At 50.1% G+C, this 16,376-nt stretch carries 17 protein-coding genes and 1 pseudogene; 13 read left to right on the top strand and 5 right to left on the bottom strand.

Annotation, left to right across the window (positions count from 1 at the left end):
- Nucleotides 1-26: 26 nt before the first annotated feature.
- Both JG50_RS0104535 and JG50_RS0104530 read left to right on the top strand, forming a co-directional pair.
- Nucleotides 27-710 carry a B3/B4 domain-containing protein gene (locus JG50_RS0104535; RefSeq protein ID WP_033099931.1) on the top strand — a complete coding sequence of 228 codons (684 nt, stop codon included), beginning with the start codon at nt 27-29 and terminating at the stop codon, nt 708-710.
- 465 nt (nt 711-1,175) lie between these two features.
- Nucleotides 1,176-1,505 (top strand): transcriptional regulator, encoded by a 330-nt coding sequence (locus JG50_RS0104530; RefSeq protein WP_033099930.1) that lies wholly within the window; start codon nt 1,176-1,178, stop codon nt 1,503-1,505.
- Here the strand turns inward: JG50_RS0104530 and mobA are convergent.
- A pseudogene (mobA, locus tag JG50_RS18070) lies at nt 1,502-2,067 on the bottom strand (molybdenum cofactor guanylyltransferase). The gene JG50_RS0104530 and the pseudogene mobA overlap by 4 nt on opposite strands.
- A 163-nt stretch (nt 2,068-2,230) precedes the next feature.
- Between mobA and modA the strand changes: the two are divergent.
- From modA to moaA, 9 genes are all read left to right on the top strand, one after another.
- A complete protein-coding gene (gene modA, locus JG50_RS0104520; RefSeq protein ID WP_033099929.1) occupies nt 2,231-2,998 on the top strand; it encodes a molybdate ABC transporter substrate-binding protein in 768 nt (255 codons plus the stop codon).
- A 12-nt stretch (nt 2,999-3,010) separates the two neighbouring features.
- Nucleotides 3,011-3,661, top strand: coding sequence for a molybdate ABC transporter permease subunit (modB, locus tag JG50_RS0104515; protein WP_033099928.1), 651 nt, complete (start codon nt 3,011-3,013; stop codon nt 3,659-3,661).
- A 229-nt stretch (nt 3,662-3,890) separates the two neighbouring features.
- A complete protein-coding gene (gene moaC, locus JG50_RS0104510) occupies nt 3,891-4,379 on the top strand; it encodes a cyclic pyranopterin monophosphate synthase MoaC (protein WP_033099927.1) in 489 nt (162 codons plus the stop codon).
- Nucleotides 4,376-4,855, top strand: coding sequence for a molybdopterin adenylyltransferase (mog, locus tag JG50_RS0104505; RefSeq protein ID WP_033099926.1), 480 nt, complete (start codon nt 4,376-4,378; stop codon nt 4,853-4,855). The genes moaC and mog overlap by 4 nt, the downstream gene beginning before the upstream one ends.
- A gap of 15 nt (nt 4,856-4,870) precedes the next feature.
- The gene (locus tag JG50_RS0104500) at nt 4,871-6,118 is read left to right on the top strand and encodes a molybdopterin molybdotransferase MoeA (protein WP_033099925.1); all 1,248 of its coding nucleotides are present in this window, start codon (nt 4,871-4,873) and stop codon (nt 6,116-6,118) included.
- Between the two features lie 4 nt (nt 6,119-6,122).
- Entirely contained in the window at nt 6,123-6,620 is a 498-nt protein-coding gene (gene mobB / locus JG50_RS0104495) for a molybdopterin-guanine dinucleotide biosynthesis protein B (protein WP_160173804.1), read from the top strand.
- Nucleotides 6,617-7,057 (top strand): molybdenum cofactor biosynthesis protein MoaE, encoded by a 441-nt coding sequence (locus JG50_RS0104490; RefSeq protein WP_033099923.1) that lies wholly within the window; start codon nt 6,617-6,619, stop codon nt 7,055-7,057. Before mobB ends, JG50_RS0104490 begins: the two co-directional genes overlap by 4 nt.
- Nucleotides 7,054-7,293, top strand: coding sequence for a molybdopterin converting factor subunit 1 (gene moaD / locus JG50_RS0104485; RefSeq protein ID WP_033099922.1), 240 nt, complete (start codon nt 7,054-7,056; stop codon nt 7,291-7,293). Before JG50_RS0104490 ends, moaD begins: the two co-directional genes overlap by 4 nt.
- Before the next feature lie 28 nt (nt 7,294-7,321).
- Complete coding sequence (moaA, locus tag JG50_RS0104480; protein WP_033099921.1) at nt 7,322-8,335, top strand: GTP 3',8-cyclase MoaA; 1,014 nt, start codon at nt 7,322-7,324, stop codon at nt 8,333-8,335.
- A gap of 501 nt (nt 8,336-8,836) precedes the next feature.
- Here the strand turns inward: moaA and abc-f are convergent.
- Nucleotides 8,837-10,453, bottom strand: coding sequence for a ribosomal protection-like ABC-F family protein (gene abc-f / locus JG50_RS0104470; protein ID WP_033099919.1), 1,617 nt, complete (start codon nt 10,451-10,453; stop codon nt 8,837-8,839).
- Between the two features lie 286 nt (nt 10,454-10,739).
- Entirely contained in the window at nt 10,740-13,091 is a 2,352-nt protein-coding gene (locus tag JG50_RS0104465) for an FdhF/YdeP family oxidoreductase (RefSeq protein ID WP_033099918.1), read from the bottom strand.
- Between the two features lie 166 nt (nt 13,092-13,257).
- Here JG50_RS0104465 and fdhD point away from each other — a divergent pair, with 166 nt between their 5' ends.
- A complete protein-coding gene (gene fdhD / locus JG50_RS0104460; protein WP_052153995.1) occupies nt 13,258-14,046 on the top strand; it encodes a formate dehydrogenase accessory sulfurtransferase FdhD in 789 nt (262 codons plus the stop codon).
- Here fdhD and JG50_RS0104455 read toward each other — a convergent pair.
- Entirely contained in the window at nt 14,043-14,417 is a 375-nt protein-coding gene (locus JG50_RS0104455) for a hypothetical protein (protein ID WP_033099917.1), read from the bottom strand. The two genes, fdhD and JG50_RS0104455, sit on opposite strands and share 4 nt — an antisense overlap.
- A 271-nt stretch (nt 14,418-14,688) precedes the next feature.
- On the opposite strand from JG50_RS0104455, the gene JG50_RS0104450 reads away from it, so the two are divergent.
- The gene (locus JG50_RS0104450; RefSeq protein ID WP_033099916.1) at nt 14,689-15,474 is read left to right on the top strand and encodes a PHP domain-containing protein; all 786 of its coding nucleotides are present in this window, start codon (nt 14,689-14,691) and stop codon (nt 15,472-15,474) included.
- A 75-nt stretch (nt 15,475-15,549) separates the two neighbouring features.
- Here JG50_RS0104450 and JG50_RS0104445 read toward each other — a convergent pair whose 3' ends face one another.
- A complete protein-coding gene (locus JG50_RS0104445; protein ID WP_033099915.1) occupies nt 15,550-16,299 on the bottom strand; it encodes a class I SAM-dependent methyltransferase in 750 nt (249 codons plus the stop codon).
- Nucleotides 16,300-16,376: the final 77 nt, after the last annotated feature.

The following is a 16,376-nucleotide window of genomic DNA, read 5'->3' as shown; positions in this document are numbered from 1 at the left end:
CTTAATTTATTGAGGGAGGGTATAACATGGTCAAACCAATTCATATCGATCCTGCTTTGTCAGATGCGGCCCCACAACTAAAACTGGGTATTTTGACCGCTACAGTTCAGAACACAGAATATGATGAAGAACTGTGGGGCAAGATCACCAATCAAATTTCTATAATCAAAAAAACTTATACGGGGGCTAACATCACCGGCCTCTCTCCGATTGCATCGTTACGAAACGTCTATAAAATCCTTGGAAAAGACCCATCCCGTTATCGAGGTTCTTCGGAAGCCTTGCTGCGCCGTGTACTTCAAGGCAAGGGATTGTACCAGGTCAATACTATCGTTGACATCAATAATTTAATCTCGCTGAAAACGCTGCACCCGGTTGGTACTTATGACTTATCCAAATTAGTGCCACCCTTTACGTTTCGTGTCGGTGAACCAGGACAGTCATACAAAGGTATAGGCAAGTCGAACATCAACCTTGAGAACCTCCCGGTTTTCGAAGATGAACACGGGCCTTTCGGCTCCCCGACCAGCGACTCGGAAAGGGCCATGATTTCGCTTCACACAAGGCAGATCATGATGGTGATTATCAGCTTTTCAGGTGATGGTCTCTCACCTGCACTTACTGAAGCGGAAGCCTTACTTAGAACCCATGTAAAAGCGACCGGGATCTCTTCAGTAATTGTTGAGGGAAAAAAAGAGGGAGGGCGTTGATCTATAACTCATTTTGGAGACAGTCTACCAGCAGTAACATAAAACCACTCTTTTACAGAGTGGTCCCTTATTCCTCATATCAAGATCGTCCTTTCCATATGGATTCGCATGATGATAAATAAGCGGGGTTAAACAACGGAAATCTTCGGATCATATTATCCATCCATGCGTCATTTTTGATGAGGTTTAGGATCTTGAAAAAGACGAAAAGGACGATTCCTCAGTCCATGCAAAGAAAATGAGAAGAAACGCGTGGATTTGGCGTAACGATCAGACCATTATGCATAAACCAGTGGTTGACATGACAAGGAGACTCTTTTTTGTGAAGGTGAAAACCATCCCATGCTTTAACTTTCATCTCCTGGGTTTTGTTTACCGGGATCTGAAGGTGTTTTCTTTCACTCCGCTCTGGTTTATAATACAAACTGGTTAAACAGATAGATCAATTAAGGGAGGCGATCACCGATGATGCCGTTTAAAGAGATGACCCGCTTGGACAAATTGATTCACGAACCAGCCCGGCTGGCGATCATGAGTGCGCTGGATGCCTGTACCATGGCCGAATTCCTCTTCTTGCAGGAATTGACCGGATTGACGAAAGGGAATTTGTCTTCCCATCTTTCCAAATTGGAAAAAGCGGGCTATGTCGCTATCAGCAAGCAGTTTGTACGCAAAAAAATCCCTCACACGACAATCCGGATCTCCCATGAAGGAAAAACTGCGCTTCACAATTACTGGGAACAGTTGGACCGCATTCGCGAAGTGACCAAGCAGTGGCAAAAGAAAGGAATCTAATTAATCCCCCGGCCCCCGTCCAAGATTTTTTGGTAATTTTCCGGCGTATTGACATTTTCCGCAAACTGAACGGGGAGTGACCGGTTCTCAAAAAAAGTTTCCTCTACATAACAACAATGAATTGAATCCAAAAAATGCTTTACCTGCCGCATTCCCTTTTGCAGCAGGCGGGAAATCCCTTTTCCGCTGTCCCGGTGGTAAATGGCATGCAGGGGTTGGATTTTTCCCTTTATGACAGGGATCACGGCGTCATATGATGACCGTGTGCGCAATTCAGCCAATGCTTGCGCCACTTCCCCGGACAGGAAAGGCATGTCGCACCCGACAATCCAGACGTCACGTTGGCGAACCTCGTCAAATGCGGCCTCCATCCCTCCCAGCGGCCCCAATCCCGGAGTGCGATCCCAGATGACCCGCACCTGTTCATCCAGGGCAAAAGAAAACAAATCCGGCTGATTGGTCACCACCAAAACTTCCGCACACACTTTTTTCATTTCCCTCAGCTCACCTGCAAAAAGGTACTGTCCTCAAAAGGCAGAAGCGCTTTTACTCTCCCGTTCATCCTCCGGTTTTCCCCTCCTGCCAAAATGACACCCGAGAGCAATCAACCCACCTCCTGATTTGCTTCTCAGCAGATTGACGATTTCGATTTTATTCATTAATATGATCAAGAAACTTCTATCATATGGAAAGGCTGATGCATCATTCGATCGGCTCATGACTTCATGATTCGTATGTTCGCGTTTTTCATGCTGCTCAGCGGTCTTGTTACAGGATGCAGCCCTTCCTCCGGCAAAGCAACCCTGATTGTTTCCGCACCGGCAAGCATGAGCGATGCCGTTTCGGAAATCACACGCAAATTTGAAGCATCGCATCCGCAAGTGGACGTAAAGGTCAACTTCGGCGCTTCGGGTTCTCTGAAACAGCAGATTGAAAAAGGGGCACCGGTTGATGTTTATCTGTCTGCCGGCAAAAAAGAGATGGATGCCCTGACCGGCAAAAATCTGATTCTGAAGCAAACGGTCCATTCTTTCGCCGGCAACTCCCTCGTATTAATTGAGCCGAAAACAGGCAGCGATCATCTCCAGTCGCTGAATGACCTTACGGCTCCCCGTGTCAAATGGGTGGCCATCGGCGAACCCAAATTCGTCCCCGCCGGCAGGTATGCTGATCAGGCATTGCATTCTTTTCATCTGTGGGACGATCTGAAACACAAATTCGTGTTCGGCAAAGATGTGCGACAAGTTTTGACCTATGTGGAACAAGGACAGGTCAATGCCGGAATCGTGTATAAAACCGATGCGCTGACATCGAAAAAAGTGCGGATCGTCCAAACCTTGCCCGAAAACAGCCACCAACCGATCCAATACTTTGTCGGCACGGTCAAACAGACCAAACAGGCCGGAATTGCCGCGGAATATGAAAAGTTTTTATTATCAAAACAATCCATTCTTATTTTACACAAGTATGGCTTCGTAACAAAGCAGCAGTAGAGGTGTTTTTCATTGGTTGAGTCATTCTGGAGTCCGATCATTATCTCGATCCGCATTGCCTTATTGGCCACACTGATCGAGATTTTGACGGGCATTTTATTTGCCTGGATCATGGCCCGAACATCTTTTCGCGGCAAAAGTCTGCTCGAAACCTGTCTCCTGCTTCCGCTCGTCCTTCCTCCCACGGCCGTCGGTCTGTTTTTGCTGGCCGTGCTGGGCAAGGACGGACTGGAACGTTTCCTGCCGATCCCGTTTATCTTTACTTATTGGGGAGCTGTTGCAGCGGCCGTGGTCGTCTCATTCCCGCTCGTCTATCAAACATTTAAAACCGCATTTTCCTCCCTCGACCCGGAACTTGAATTTGCAGCCAAGTGTGACGGAGCGAATGACTGGCAGGTGTTCCTCCATATTTATCTCCCGTTGTCCAGGCGCGCCATGATCACTGCGGTGATCCTCGGTTTTGCACGCAGTTTGGGAGAATTCGGCGCTACGCTGCTCGTCGCCGGAAATATTCCCGGTCGGACCCAGACCTTGCCGATGGCGATGTACATGGCGATCGAATCGGGGCAAAACCGGCTTGCCCTTTTGTGGGCACTGTGTTCTGCCGCGCTTTCTTTTGCCTTGCTGCTCTTCGTTCAACACCTGCCGGGCAGGCAAAAATGATGAAGCCCTTATCGTCCTCTCCAGATCCCATTGCGCCCCCGTCCCCTGGTCAATGGGATTTTCCGTATTCATCCTCTGCCTCCTCTTCCTTTTTAATGCAAAGGATATACTTTACTTTGATGATCGGTTAACTATATCCTTAAAAAGAGACGGGAGCTCAAGAAAAATTGATCCGGCCCGCGCCACGCTTGAGAGGCCGGTTTTATCCGCAGCCCGAAGGAGGTTAAGCATGCTCACCCATTTCAACGAACAAAACCGGGCGAAAATGGTTGATGTTTCTCATAAGAAAGCGACAGAACGAATTGCGGTGGCGAAAAGCAAGGTTACCATGAAACCGGAGACACTGCAAATAATTAAACAAGGAAAAATGGCAAAAGGAGATGTCTTGGCCGTCGCCCAAGTCGCAGGAATCATGGCTGCCAAGAAAACGGCGGAACTGATTCCGATGTGCCACCCCATTTTTACGACCGGAATCGACCTCCGGTTTGATTTTCTCTCCGAGCAGGAAATTGAGATTATCGCGACAGTCAAAACGGTCGGCGTGACGGGTGTGGAAATGGAAGCCTTAACGGCTGCCAGCATCGCCGCCTTGACCATTTATGATATGTGCAAAGCGATTGATCCTGAGATGGTGATCGGTCCGACTCATCTGGCGGAAAAACAAGGCGGAAAAAACGGGCATTTTCAATTTGACGGAAAGACAGGTGACGGCAGATGAGCATTCGCGTGGGGATCGTCACTGTCAGCGACCGGTGCACCAGAGGAGAACAAGACGACAAAAGCGGCGCATTGTTGAAAGAGTTATGCCGGGATTGGGATTTGTGTGCTTATGAAATCGTCCCTGATGAACAAGCTCGAATCGAACAAACATTGAAAAAATTGGCGGATGAAACCGGATGCCAGCTCGTCTTCACCACCGGCGGTACCGGGTTTGCCCCACGGGACGTCACACCGGAAGCCACCCGGGCCGTCATTCATAAAGAAGCGCCCGGACTGTGCGAAGCGATGCGCATGGAGACGCTGAAACAGACGAAATTCGCCATCCTGTCCCGCGCTGTTGCCGGAATCCGCAATCAGACCCTGATCATCAATCTACCCGGAAGTCCCAAAGGCGTGGAAGAATGCTTTGCAATCATCCGGCCCGTACTCCCCCATGCCCTTGCCCTGTTGGCCGGCAACACCAATCACGATTGAAAAAGGAGGGGTTTTGTGCGTTTTCAGCGTGAAATTGTCAAAGTAAAAGAAGCCAGGGCCCGGCTGCTTCCGCATATCAACGAACTGGACACGGAAATTCTCCCCTTGTCCCAGTGTCACGGACGCACCCTGGCCGAGGAGATCACCGCACCGATTCCGCTTCCCCATTTCCGCCGCTCGAGTATGGACGGATTCGCCATCCAGGCGCGGGCCACGAAAGGGGCCACCAAAGAAAATCCCGTCTGGCTGAAAGTATTGGAAACAATCCCTTGCGGCAACGTTCCGCGCTGTGAAATCACCGACACCACCGCATCGAGAATTATGACGGGGGCAGCTGTTCCGGACAGCGCCGATGCGGTCGTCATGCTGGAGATGACACAAACGGCCGTAAAAAACGGCGAAACCTATGTCGGTGTCGAACGGGAAATCGCCCCGGGCACCAATGTGGCTGCGATCGGGGAAGAACTGGAGCAAGGAACCCTTCTGTTACATAAAGGCCGGCGGATCGGACCAGGTGAAATCGCCTTGCTCGCGACGTTTGGCCATGCGCAAGTAAAAGTTTACCGCAAACCCAGAGTTGCCATTTTTGCCACCGGTTCGGAACTTTTGGAAGCAGATGCGCCCCTCGAACCCGGGAAGATCCGCAACAGCAACAGTTACATGTTGTACAGCCTGCTCCTTGACTGCGGCGCCGAACCTCTCATGCAGCCGATTTTGCCTGACGATGTCTCCCAAGCGCAAACCGCCATTTTACAGGCGATGGAAACAGCGGATCTCGTGATCACCACCGGCGGGGTGTCTGTCGGTGATTACGATATCCTCGTCGACATTTTTGAACGCTGGGACGGACAGATGCTTTTCAATAAATTGGCCATGCGCCCGGGAAGTCCCACGACTGTCGGCGTGAGAAATAATCGGTTCCTGTTCGCGCTTTCCGGAAACCCGGGTGCCTGCTTCGTCGGGTTTGAGCTTTTTGTTCGTCCGGTGATCCTGGGGATGATGGGGAAAACGGAGTTCGACTTGCCGCTGATCACAGCATCCATGGCTGTCGATTTTACCAAGCCTTCCGGCTTTGAGCGGTATGTCCGGGGAATTTATCAGATCGAAGACGGCCGGGTTTACGTGCGACCAGCCGGGTTGGAAAAATCAAGCGTTACGCTGACCATCCGCGACACCAACTGCCTGATCATCGTTCCGCCCGGCGGGCGCGGTGTCAAAAAAGGGGATCAAGTGCAAGTGCTGATGCTTAAAAAACTGGAGTGATATTGTGACGAAGCGAATCATCCAAGTTGTCGGTTTCAAGAACGCCGGCAAAACCACTTTTTGTTGCCGCCTGATTCAGGAATGGACCAAACGCGGCCTTCGTGTCGGCGCAATCAGACATGACGGGCATGACTTCACTTTCGACCGGGAGGGCACCGATTCGTGGAAATTGAGCCAGGCCGGTGCAGACCCGGTCAGCATCACTTCCGCATCGCAAACGGCTGTGTTTTCAAGGCGGCCGTCTGCCCTTGCCGACCTGATATCCTCTATGGGTGAAGTGGATCTCATCCTGGTTGAAGGTTTTAAACATGAAAATCATCCCAAAGTTGTATTGATTAACACAAAGGAAGAATGGGAGCAATTGAAAGAACTGAACCGGATTATCGCTGTGCTCACCCGCGTTCCGTTGGATGGGGCCATCCCGTGCCCGTATTGGTTCGTCCATGATCAGGAAAAGTGCATTGAATATTTGCTCAGGATTATGGGAGTGGAAGCAACATGAAAAATTTTTCGGTCACCCGCGAAAAAATCGAACTTTCTCCTTTGATTGAATGGGTTCAGGATCGCAATTGCGGCGCGATCACCACCTTCATGGGAACGGTGCGCGAACTGACAAACGGAAAAAAAACGATCTTTCTCGAGTATGAAGCTTATCAGGAGATGGCAGAAAAAATGCTGCAAAAAATCGGTGAAGAAACACTGGGGAAGTTTGACTGCAGCAAAATCGCGATCGTCCACCGCATCGGACGGCTGGAAATCGGCGACGTGGCTGTGGCCATTGCCGTTTCCTCTCCCCATCGCGATGCTTCGTTCAAAGGTTGCCGGTACGCCATCGAAAAAATAAAAGAACTGGTACCGATCTGGAAAAAAGAGCACGGTGAAGATGGCTCCTTCTGGGTTAGCAGCCAATCAGGGGCCAGGGGGGAAGAGAGGAAATGATCCGCATTTTGTGTTTTGCTGAAATCGGGGAGAAACTGGGGAACTCGATCAGTATTACCGCCGTGGAAAACATGACGGTCTCTGCCCTTCGCCGCGAGCTGGGCCGGCAGTATCCCGAATGCCGGGAACTGATTGAGACTTGCATGATTGCCGTCAATCAGGAATACGCCCGTGAAGAGACAATCATCGGAACGAAGGATGAAGTGGCCTTGATTCCGCCGATCAGCGGCGGGTGAGCCGCTCAGGTAAAAGGAGATGAAAAAATTGAAACCCATCGTCGATTCGCTGGGTCGCCCTCTGCGGGATTTGCGTATTTCCGTGACCGACCGTTGCAATTTCCGCTGTCGCTATTGCATGCCGGAAGAATTGTTCGGTTCGGGATTTTCGTTTCTTCCGAAAGAAAAATTGTTAACGTTTGAGGAAATCGTCCGCTTGGCACACATCTTCACGGAACTGGGCGTTTCCAAAATCCGGATCACCGGAGGCGAACCCTTGCTCAGGCAGGGAATTGTCCACCTCATCGAAATGCTCGCCGACATAAAACCGCTGCAAGATCTCGCCATGACCACCAATGGCGTTTTACTGACGAAATTCGCTGCCCCGCTGAAACAGGCCGGTCTCAAGCGAATCAATGTCAGTCTCGACACTTTGCGCGATGATACCTTTCATCGGCTGAACTCCCGAAATTACAGTGTACGCGACGTATTGCAAGGAATCGAAGCCGCACAGAAGGCAGGGCTTTCGGTGAAAGTGAACATGGTGGTGATCAAAGGAGTGAATGACACGGAAATCGTTGAGGTGGCCCGATATTTCCGCGAACGGGAATTGGTTGTCCGCTTTATTGAATTTATGGATGTCGGCAACAGCAACGGTTGGAATGCAGACCAGGTAATCTCCAAGCAGGAAATCATCAGTCGCATTCATGCCGAAATGCCGCTTGAAGCGATCAACCCCGCTTATTTTGGCGAAGTTGCCACGCGTTACCGCTATCAGGGAACCGAAACCGAAGTCGGAATGATCCCTTCGATCACCCAGCCTTTTTGTTCCTCCTGCACCCGACTGCGCCTCTCTTCCGACGGTTTTTTATACACGTGCCTCTTTGCGACGGAGGGCTTCAACCTGCGGGATTTCATGCGGCAAGGTGCAGACGACGAAAAACTTCGCCGGTTTATCGAAAAACTGTGGGCAAAACGGGCAGACCGCTACTCTGAAGAACGATTCCTGACCGGTGATGGGAAAAACAGAAAAAAAATCGAAATGTCCTATATCGGCGGCTGAACCGGGAAGACGCGATTTCCGGATCACCAGACCAGCCCGCAGCCTGTACGGAGCGGGCTTTTTTCTTTGCTTCATGCCTTGCCATTGTCACATCCGACCGGGGTGACCGGATTCCGGAAAAGCCGCTTTTCACTTGCTTTCCTGTTTTCGATAAAATTCTTTTAAAAAATCCCTTATTTTCGAGAAAATCCACTCTCTTTTTTCTTTGGTCAAACGCTCTCTGACATAGTCCTCCGGAACATTCGAAAATTTCGAAATCACCTTGGTTGTCCCTGTATCCCGTTTCTTTTTTTCTCTGTTGTCATACGACATGACGCTATTCCCCTCCCGGCTGTGAATTTCCGTTTTATTTACATTTTATACAAAATAAGTAAAATTCCTGCCGGGATGGAGAAATAGCCTGACCACATTTTAAGCCTCCTGATCTTCCGCTTTCTGCCGGTTGATGAAGATGGGGAGCAGAAATGATTCACTTCTGCTCCTTTCATTTCTCTTTTCATTTTACGATTTCATTTCCCGCAGTTGCTTCACTTCTTTTAGCAGCGCCTGGTACCGCTGTTCGAGCTGTTCCACGTCATCCTCCTTTTGCGGCATGGACAAGCGGCCCAGGATCTGCGTCAACTCCGTTTCCACCTTTAGCAGACGCTCTTTCAGGCTTTGTTCGGAATGGAGTGACTTCCGATTCAGACGGGTTTGATATTCGTCGTATCCCTCGGCAACGTACATCGCTTTTCCATTGCGCAGAATCAGCATGTGGTCGGCCAGCTTCCGGATCAATTGACGGTCGTGGGAGGCAAAGAGGATGGTTCCCGGATAAGCCTGCAAAACCGTTTCCAGCTGTTCACGGGTGAAGATATCCAAAAAGTTGGTCGGTTCATCGAGCAACAACAGATTTGCATCGCTTAAAAACACCTTGGCCAGTGCCACTTTTACCTTTTCTCCCCCGCTCAGCACACCAACCGTTTTATAAACTGCTTCGCGCTGAAACAAAAGACGTGCCAGAACAGTGCGAATCAGCTGTTCAGAATAAGGGCTGCTCTCTCTCACATTGTCGAGAATTGACTTCGTTTCATCGAGATTGGCCAATTGTTGATGGAAGTAGCCGATTTTCGCCGAAGGAGGAAGGTGAACCCCGTCTGCCCCAGATGCAATCATCTGAAGCAGGGTGGATTTGCCAACCCCGTTTTTGCCCAGAACAGCCACTTTCTTGCCGTTGGGAATGGTACAGGTAAGCTGGTGAAACAACACTTTTTTCTCAAAGCGTTTGCTCATGTTTTCAATCCTGAGCGCATTTTTCCCTTTAATGGGACGATAAACATTTAAATCGAACTGAACCGTCGGCAGTTCCACCGGCTTTTCCTTTTTGGCAAGTTTCTCGATCCGGGACTCGATCGCTTTCGCTTGTTTTTCCATCTTTGCCCTGGCTGAATTCGCCTTTCCTTTGTTGGATATCAATCTTGCCTCAGACGCGCTCATTCCCTTGGGCGGCTTTTCCATCGAACGGGCTTTCTGCTTCTTCTCAGCAACCACCTTCGTCAGCCTCTTTTTTTCTGCCACATACTGTTCATATTCAAAACGGGCACGTTCCAGCTCCTCTTCCTTCTGCCGACGATATTCGCTGTAGTTTCCGTGATACAGACGAACCTTTCCGTTTTCCACCTCGATGATTTTGGTGCAAACCGCATCCAGCAAAGCGCGGTCGTGGGAAATCAGGAGAACGGCTCCCGGATATTTGATCAGTTCTTTTTCCAGCCATTCCACCGACTCTGTATCCAGATGGCTGGTCAGTTCATCGGCAAAAAGGAGCTCCGGTTTCTCCGCCAGTGCACGGATCACCTTTCGCCTTGTCCGTTCCCCGCCGCTCAAAGCAGATGGGCCATCCTCCAAACGCTCCTGTTCCTCCATTTGCCGAATCCAGCCCGTCGTCCCCTGGGACAACACCTTGCCCTCGTCGGGTGGCAACTCCCCGGACAAAACCCGGAGCAAAGTGGTTTTGCCCGCACCATTGACCCCGACAACCCCTATTTTTTGCCCTGCTTTAATCTGCAAGCGCTCCAGGGAGAAAAGCAAACGATCCGCCACCCACTTTTTCAGTTGATAAGTCTCCAATACAAACACAAAAAAACCTCCCTATTTCCAGAGAGGCATTCGTATCCCAAATACGCCAAAAAACACAAGGTTTTAAGGCGTTGACATATGGCACAAAAAAAGGCACATCGAACTATGGGCATACGAATCCTGCTCCGGAAAGCAAATTTCTGCAAATGAAATTTCGCTTCAACCAAGCAGAATTAGTTGTCCATCGCTCGAAGTACCGTTCCTTTCCACATTATTTATTGCTTTTATTCTAAATTCGATTGCATCAATTGTCAAATCGGAAACGTCTCAGATGAAAAGCGGATCGCTATGTAATCTCCAGGTCCAATTCTTTGATCCGCTTTTTGATATACTTTCGGTCTTTATGCGCATGGAACGTTTCCGCCTTTTCCAAAACAGCGGCCGCGTTGTATTCGGGGATGCCGGCAAACTTTTCGTAAACGCCCTTGGGAAAAAGCACATTTCCTTCAGGCCAGTGCACTTCAAGATTTCCCGCCTTGATTCGCGCAAATTTGGCCCGTCCGTGAAATATTCCATACGCGTTGTGGACGACAACCGCTTCTCCCTCCGCAATGCCAAGGCTTCCGGCATCGTCGGGGTTCATCAAAACATCGTAGCGATCAGCATCGTTAAAAGGATCCCTCGTGTTATAAATCATGGAGTTAAACTGTTTCCCCCGGCGTGAAGTGACATAAAACTGTCCCTCCTCCTTTCTACGCTCCGGCAATTCGATCGGAATCAATCGGCCGCGTCCGTCGGGGGTGGGACATTCTCCTCCCTCGCACAGCCAGGCTCCGCCCCACTGAAAGACATCGCCCTGCTTCCGGAGGTTTTGAATCCCCTCATAATCGGGCGCCGCCTTGGCGATCTCCTCCCGAATCTGCGAAGTCGTCTCAAACCAAATCAGCCGCTTCTGCTCCGGACGGACAAGCGCCGCCAGATCCCGGTAAATTTCCCACTCCGGCCTCGCTTCTTCAATTCGGGGCCCTTCAATTTCCGGAGAAAAATAAACCATCCGTTCCGTCGATGTAGATGTCACCCCGCCCGGAATCTCATACCGGGTCATCGCCGGCAAAACAAGAACCGCTTCTTTGGCATCGGTCAAAGTGGAGGTGTTCAAAATAATATCCTGATGCACGCGGACTTCGATATTCTCCAAACACTTTCTCATAAAATCGGGGTCCGGCATCGTTTCCAGGAAATTGCCACCGGAGGTATAAAAAAGCTTCAGCTTTCGCTGATGATCCTCCGGCAACAGCGCATTTTCCAATGATATCCCCACGATATCCCCCTGCCAGCGCGGGAGCGGAAACCCCCAGATCCGTTCGATTCTGGCCACGTTTTCATCGGAGAAATCGCCGCCGGGCAAACTGAAGGGATCGGCTCCCATCTCACCTGACCCCTGCACGCCGGAATGGCCCCGGATCGGCATCACCCCGCAGTGTTCCCGGCCGATAAACCCGCGCAGCAGAGCCAAATTGACGACTTGGGAAACATTATCGGTACCGAAGCGGTGTTGCGTCAGTCCCATCGACCAGACAAAAACAGCGGAGTCCGCTTTGGCCAACAATTCGGCAAACTCTTTCATCCGTTCGCGCGTCAATCCGGACGACTCCTCCAGCACTTCCCAGCTGTATTGCTGTACATGCTGTTTCAATTCCGGCAGACCGTTCACATGCTCGCGCACAAAATCATGCCGGATCGCAGAGCCGGGATTTTTTTCTTCCATTTCAAACCAATGCTTTATCACGCCGTTCATAAAGGCAATATCGCCGCCGATGTTGACCTGGTAAAAATCATCCGCAATTTTTGTCCCAAACAGGGCGGAATCAGGAATCGACGGAATCCAGTATTGATCCATCGCCGGTTCGTGATAAGGGTTAATCACGATGATTTTGGTCCCTTTTCGTTTGGCAGCGTACATGTATTTGGTTGAGACCGGTTGATTATTGGCCGCAACGCTCCCCCAGAAGACGAGCACATCCGTCCCGATCCAATCCTTGTAGCTGCAGCTGGATGCCCCGATTCCGAGTGACCGCTTCAGGGCTGTCTTGGAAGGAGAGTGACAAATCCGAGAAGCGTTGTCAATGTTGTTGGTGCCCAAAAAACGGGCGACTTTGGCGGCAACATAATAAGTTTCGTTGGGAATCCCCCGTGAGGTCAAATAAAACGCCATCTGCTTCGGATCAATCGCCTTCACCTTCGCCGCGATGTACCGTAATGCTTCATCCCAGCTGATCCTCCGAAACGAACGCTCCCCTTTTAAACGGAGCAGCGGATAAGGAATTCTTCCCAGCTTTCGCAGCGCCGTACTGTCCAACTTACGTAGTTCGTCAATATCGCGATGAAGGACATCGGGCCGGATCGCCGGCATCGTATTGAGTCGCAGCAGATTTAAACGCGTTGTACACAGATGCATGCCGGCCAATGTCTGATCTCTCAAGCCGGCCACTCCCAGCGCACACCCGTCGCAGACGCCCTTAGTCAAAATGCGCGCCGCAAACTCCAGCTGGTCGCGATTTTCCCAAACCACTTTCAGCGTATCCCGCAAATGGTGCGGTTTCAGCTTTCCCAATCCAAAAGGCATCGGGCTGACCCACAATTTGGGATCAGGCCATTTCGGCAGCTTGACCGGCCCGGTATGTTTTGTCTCCCCCACTGTTCTCCCCTCTTTTTCCTGAAATGTCTCATCATTTAATTTCCGGTTGTCAAAAGACTAAGGTTTTTCCCAACTGAAAAATTTCATTAGAGATACGATATAATCATTATAAAACGAGATATTTTATTTCTCAAACGATTCAACTTTTATAAAGGGGCGTATGGTTATGGAGCAATCGATCCGCCGTCCGGTGATTCGCTGCCATGAATCAGAGCTGGAACCTGTGGAAGATGATATTGTCGTGGAATATCCGCTGACCATCATGCTGAATGGAATTGAATTTGCCACCATCGTCTGCAGTCCGGTCGATGTGGAAGATCTCGTGTACGGATTCCTCGCCGCCGAGGGTGTGATTCGGGCTTCATCCGATCTCAAAGCACTTTCACTCGATTACAAAGGCGGGTTTGCTTATGCGGAAACGAGGAATCCATCCCCTCAAGCCCGAGAATTTTATTCCAAACGCTTTATCGGCTCCTGTTGCGGCAAGAGCAGACAATCCTTTTATTTTCACAACGACGTGAAAACGGCAAAAACCGTAACCAGCCGGGCGGTCGTTACGCTGGACGAATGCTTTCAGCTGATGGAGATGATGCACAGCCGGTCCAATTGCTTTCGACAGACCGGCGGAGTTCATAATGCCGCATTGTGCGACCGCAGTCAGATTCTTGCCATGCGTACGGACATCGGGCGGCACAATGCACTGGATAAACTTTACGGCCACTGGCTGCGCTCCCCGATTCCGCTTCATGATAAGCTGGCGGCTTTCAGCGGGCGCATTTCATCGGAAATCCTGTTAAAAGCAGCCAAAATCGGCGTCGGCATCCTGTTGTCCAAATCCGCCCCCACCGATTTGGCGCTCACCCTGGCTGATGAGCTGGGAATTACGACCGTCGGATTTATGCGAAACCGCAAATGCAATATTTATACTCATCCTGACCGGATTTTGCCTCATTAATATTCCAAATCGCCCTCTTCCCCTGCTGATCCTATCTGCTTGAAACGGAGGCGGCACCAAAAGGCAGAGCGGGCATAATCCCAATGGTAGCGGCTGAATTCGCCGTTCGGGTGGAAATATTGCCAGACTTCAGGAAAATGTTGCTTCAGTTCCATTAATATCTCCCGCCTGCGCTTCTCAATCAAATGCTGGTCATGCCTGAATCTGGCCCCGACCGCCTCCAGCGCTTCCGTCACTTTAAGCGGAACCTGCCGCCAGTTCTGCTTCCATTCCTCATAGGAATCAATCAGATAATGGATCGTCATCTCCGCATCATCGTACAAATCGTACAATAAATGTCCCGGAAGCGCTTCTCTCATTTTTACCGTCATGTTCCATTTTCCTTTCCTTTTCAGAAGATTACGGTTTAATCTTCAAAACAGCCGGGTATTGCCATATGTAATGCGAGTTGGCCTGAGCTTGGGCCAACCGTTTCTGTTTTGAAAAAGATTCCAGCAAAGTAAATATTTTTCGCCCGTGATAAAAACACCTTCTTTTTTCTTTCGGAAGTTGATTTGCATCAACATACCTGTTTTCCTTTGGCCTATACCCTTCCATTTCATTTCCATATAATGCATTAATCCACGCAAGGGAGTTTTGACAATGAAGATCCTGAATGATTTGCCATTGGGAACTTTTGATCTGCATATTCATACCACCGCATCAGACGGGCGTTACCGGCCGGCAGAAATCCTTGATCTCGCGACCAAAGTCGGGTTAAAAACGATTTCCATCACCGATCACGATACGCTGGACGGCCTCCGTGAAGCGATCAGCCTGGCTCCGGCTTATGATTTGACGGTAATTCCCGGGGTGGAGATATCCACCCGCTGGCAAAGCCTGAGCATCGATATTTTAGGTTATAACATCCGCGATCTGGATCTGCTTCACTCGCGTTTGGCCGAATTTCGCGAAAACCGGGAAGAACGCGCCAAGAAAATCATCGAAAAGTTTTGCCGTCTGGGCATGCCGATCACCCTGGAAGATGTAAAAAAAATCAGCGGGAACGGCATCATCGCCAGACCGCACATCGCCCAAGCCATCGTGGTCAAAGGTTATGCCTATGATACAAAAGAAGTGTTTAATCACTATCTTGGCGATGGCAAACCCGCCGATGTCAGCAAAAAAGAACTCCCGCTCCCCGAAGGCATCCGAATGATCCGCGAAGCAGGAGGGGTCGCCGTTCTGGCTCATCCTGGATACCTGAAAAACCATGAGCTCATTGAAGAAATTATCTTGATGGGGATCGACGGGATCGAAGTATGGCACCGCCAGCATGGCAAAAGAGAAGCCAAAAAATTTTTGCAAATGGCAGAGCAACATGATTTAATCGTGACGGGCGGTTCCGACTTCCACCATGACGAACACGCTTTGGGCCATTTCAGATAAGCCCAGCAAGAGCGATGCAGCGGGTAAACCCCGTGCAAATGAAGGGATTTACCCGCTGCATCGACAAGCGCTGTATTATTTTTCTCCCCTTTTATACCCTCCGAACAAAGCATGTCCGGCTTTCACCCAAAAAGCATCGACTCCCGTAAAACCGGCCTCTTGCAGCCAACCGAGCTGTTCCGGCAACGTGGATGGTTTATCCACCGCCGGATCCGGATAATGAAATAAATTCCACTTCTCTTTCTGAAACTGGTTAAATGCCTGCAAATTCCCCTCAAAATCCAGGGAGCGGCGGGCGGTCTCCTCATCCCAAGCCCGTCCCATATGAATCCGCGCATATTCACTTGTTTCTTTCATGATGTCGGCTATGAGCAAAGCGCCGCCCGGCTCCAAAACCGAATATAACCCTTTAAATAACGCTCGCTTTTGCTCTCCGTCCAGATGATGGATCACCAAGCTGCTGACAAAACAATGGATCTTTTCATCAAACATCCGGTACCACTCGTAATCAAAGAGATTAAAGAGCCGGAATTCAACGCGATCCCCGAAAGATTGCAAACGCCGGCGGGCATGCCGGATCATCTGCTGAGAACCGTCGAGGGCTATCACTTTGCTGTTCGGGTACTGAGTCAGAATGGTTTCACTTAACCATCCGCCTCCGGCCCCGATCTCCACCGCGACGAAAGATTCATCTCTTTCGAAGGGAATCAGGTCCGTGAAAGTACGGCCCCATTCTTCACGCTCGGGAACAAAAATATGCCCGTATCGCAGAAATAACGCTGTATCACGATCTTGCCATTCTCCCCGCTGCTTTTCCTGTTTCATGCTCCCAGCTCCTTTGCATATGAAAAACTTTTATTTTATATCCATCATATTTTCTATTAAACTATTTTTATAAGAAA

This window comes from Thermoactinomyces daqus (genome assembly GCF_000763315.1).
Lineage (GTDB): Bacteria > Bacillota > Bacilli > Thermoactinomycetales > Thermoactinomycetaceae > Thermoactinomyces_A > Thermoactinomyces_A daqus.
The sequence above is the reverse complement of the archived record's forward strand: the minus strand, read 5'-3'. Positions and strand labels throughout refer to the sequence as shown.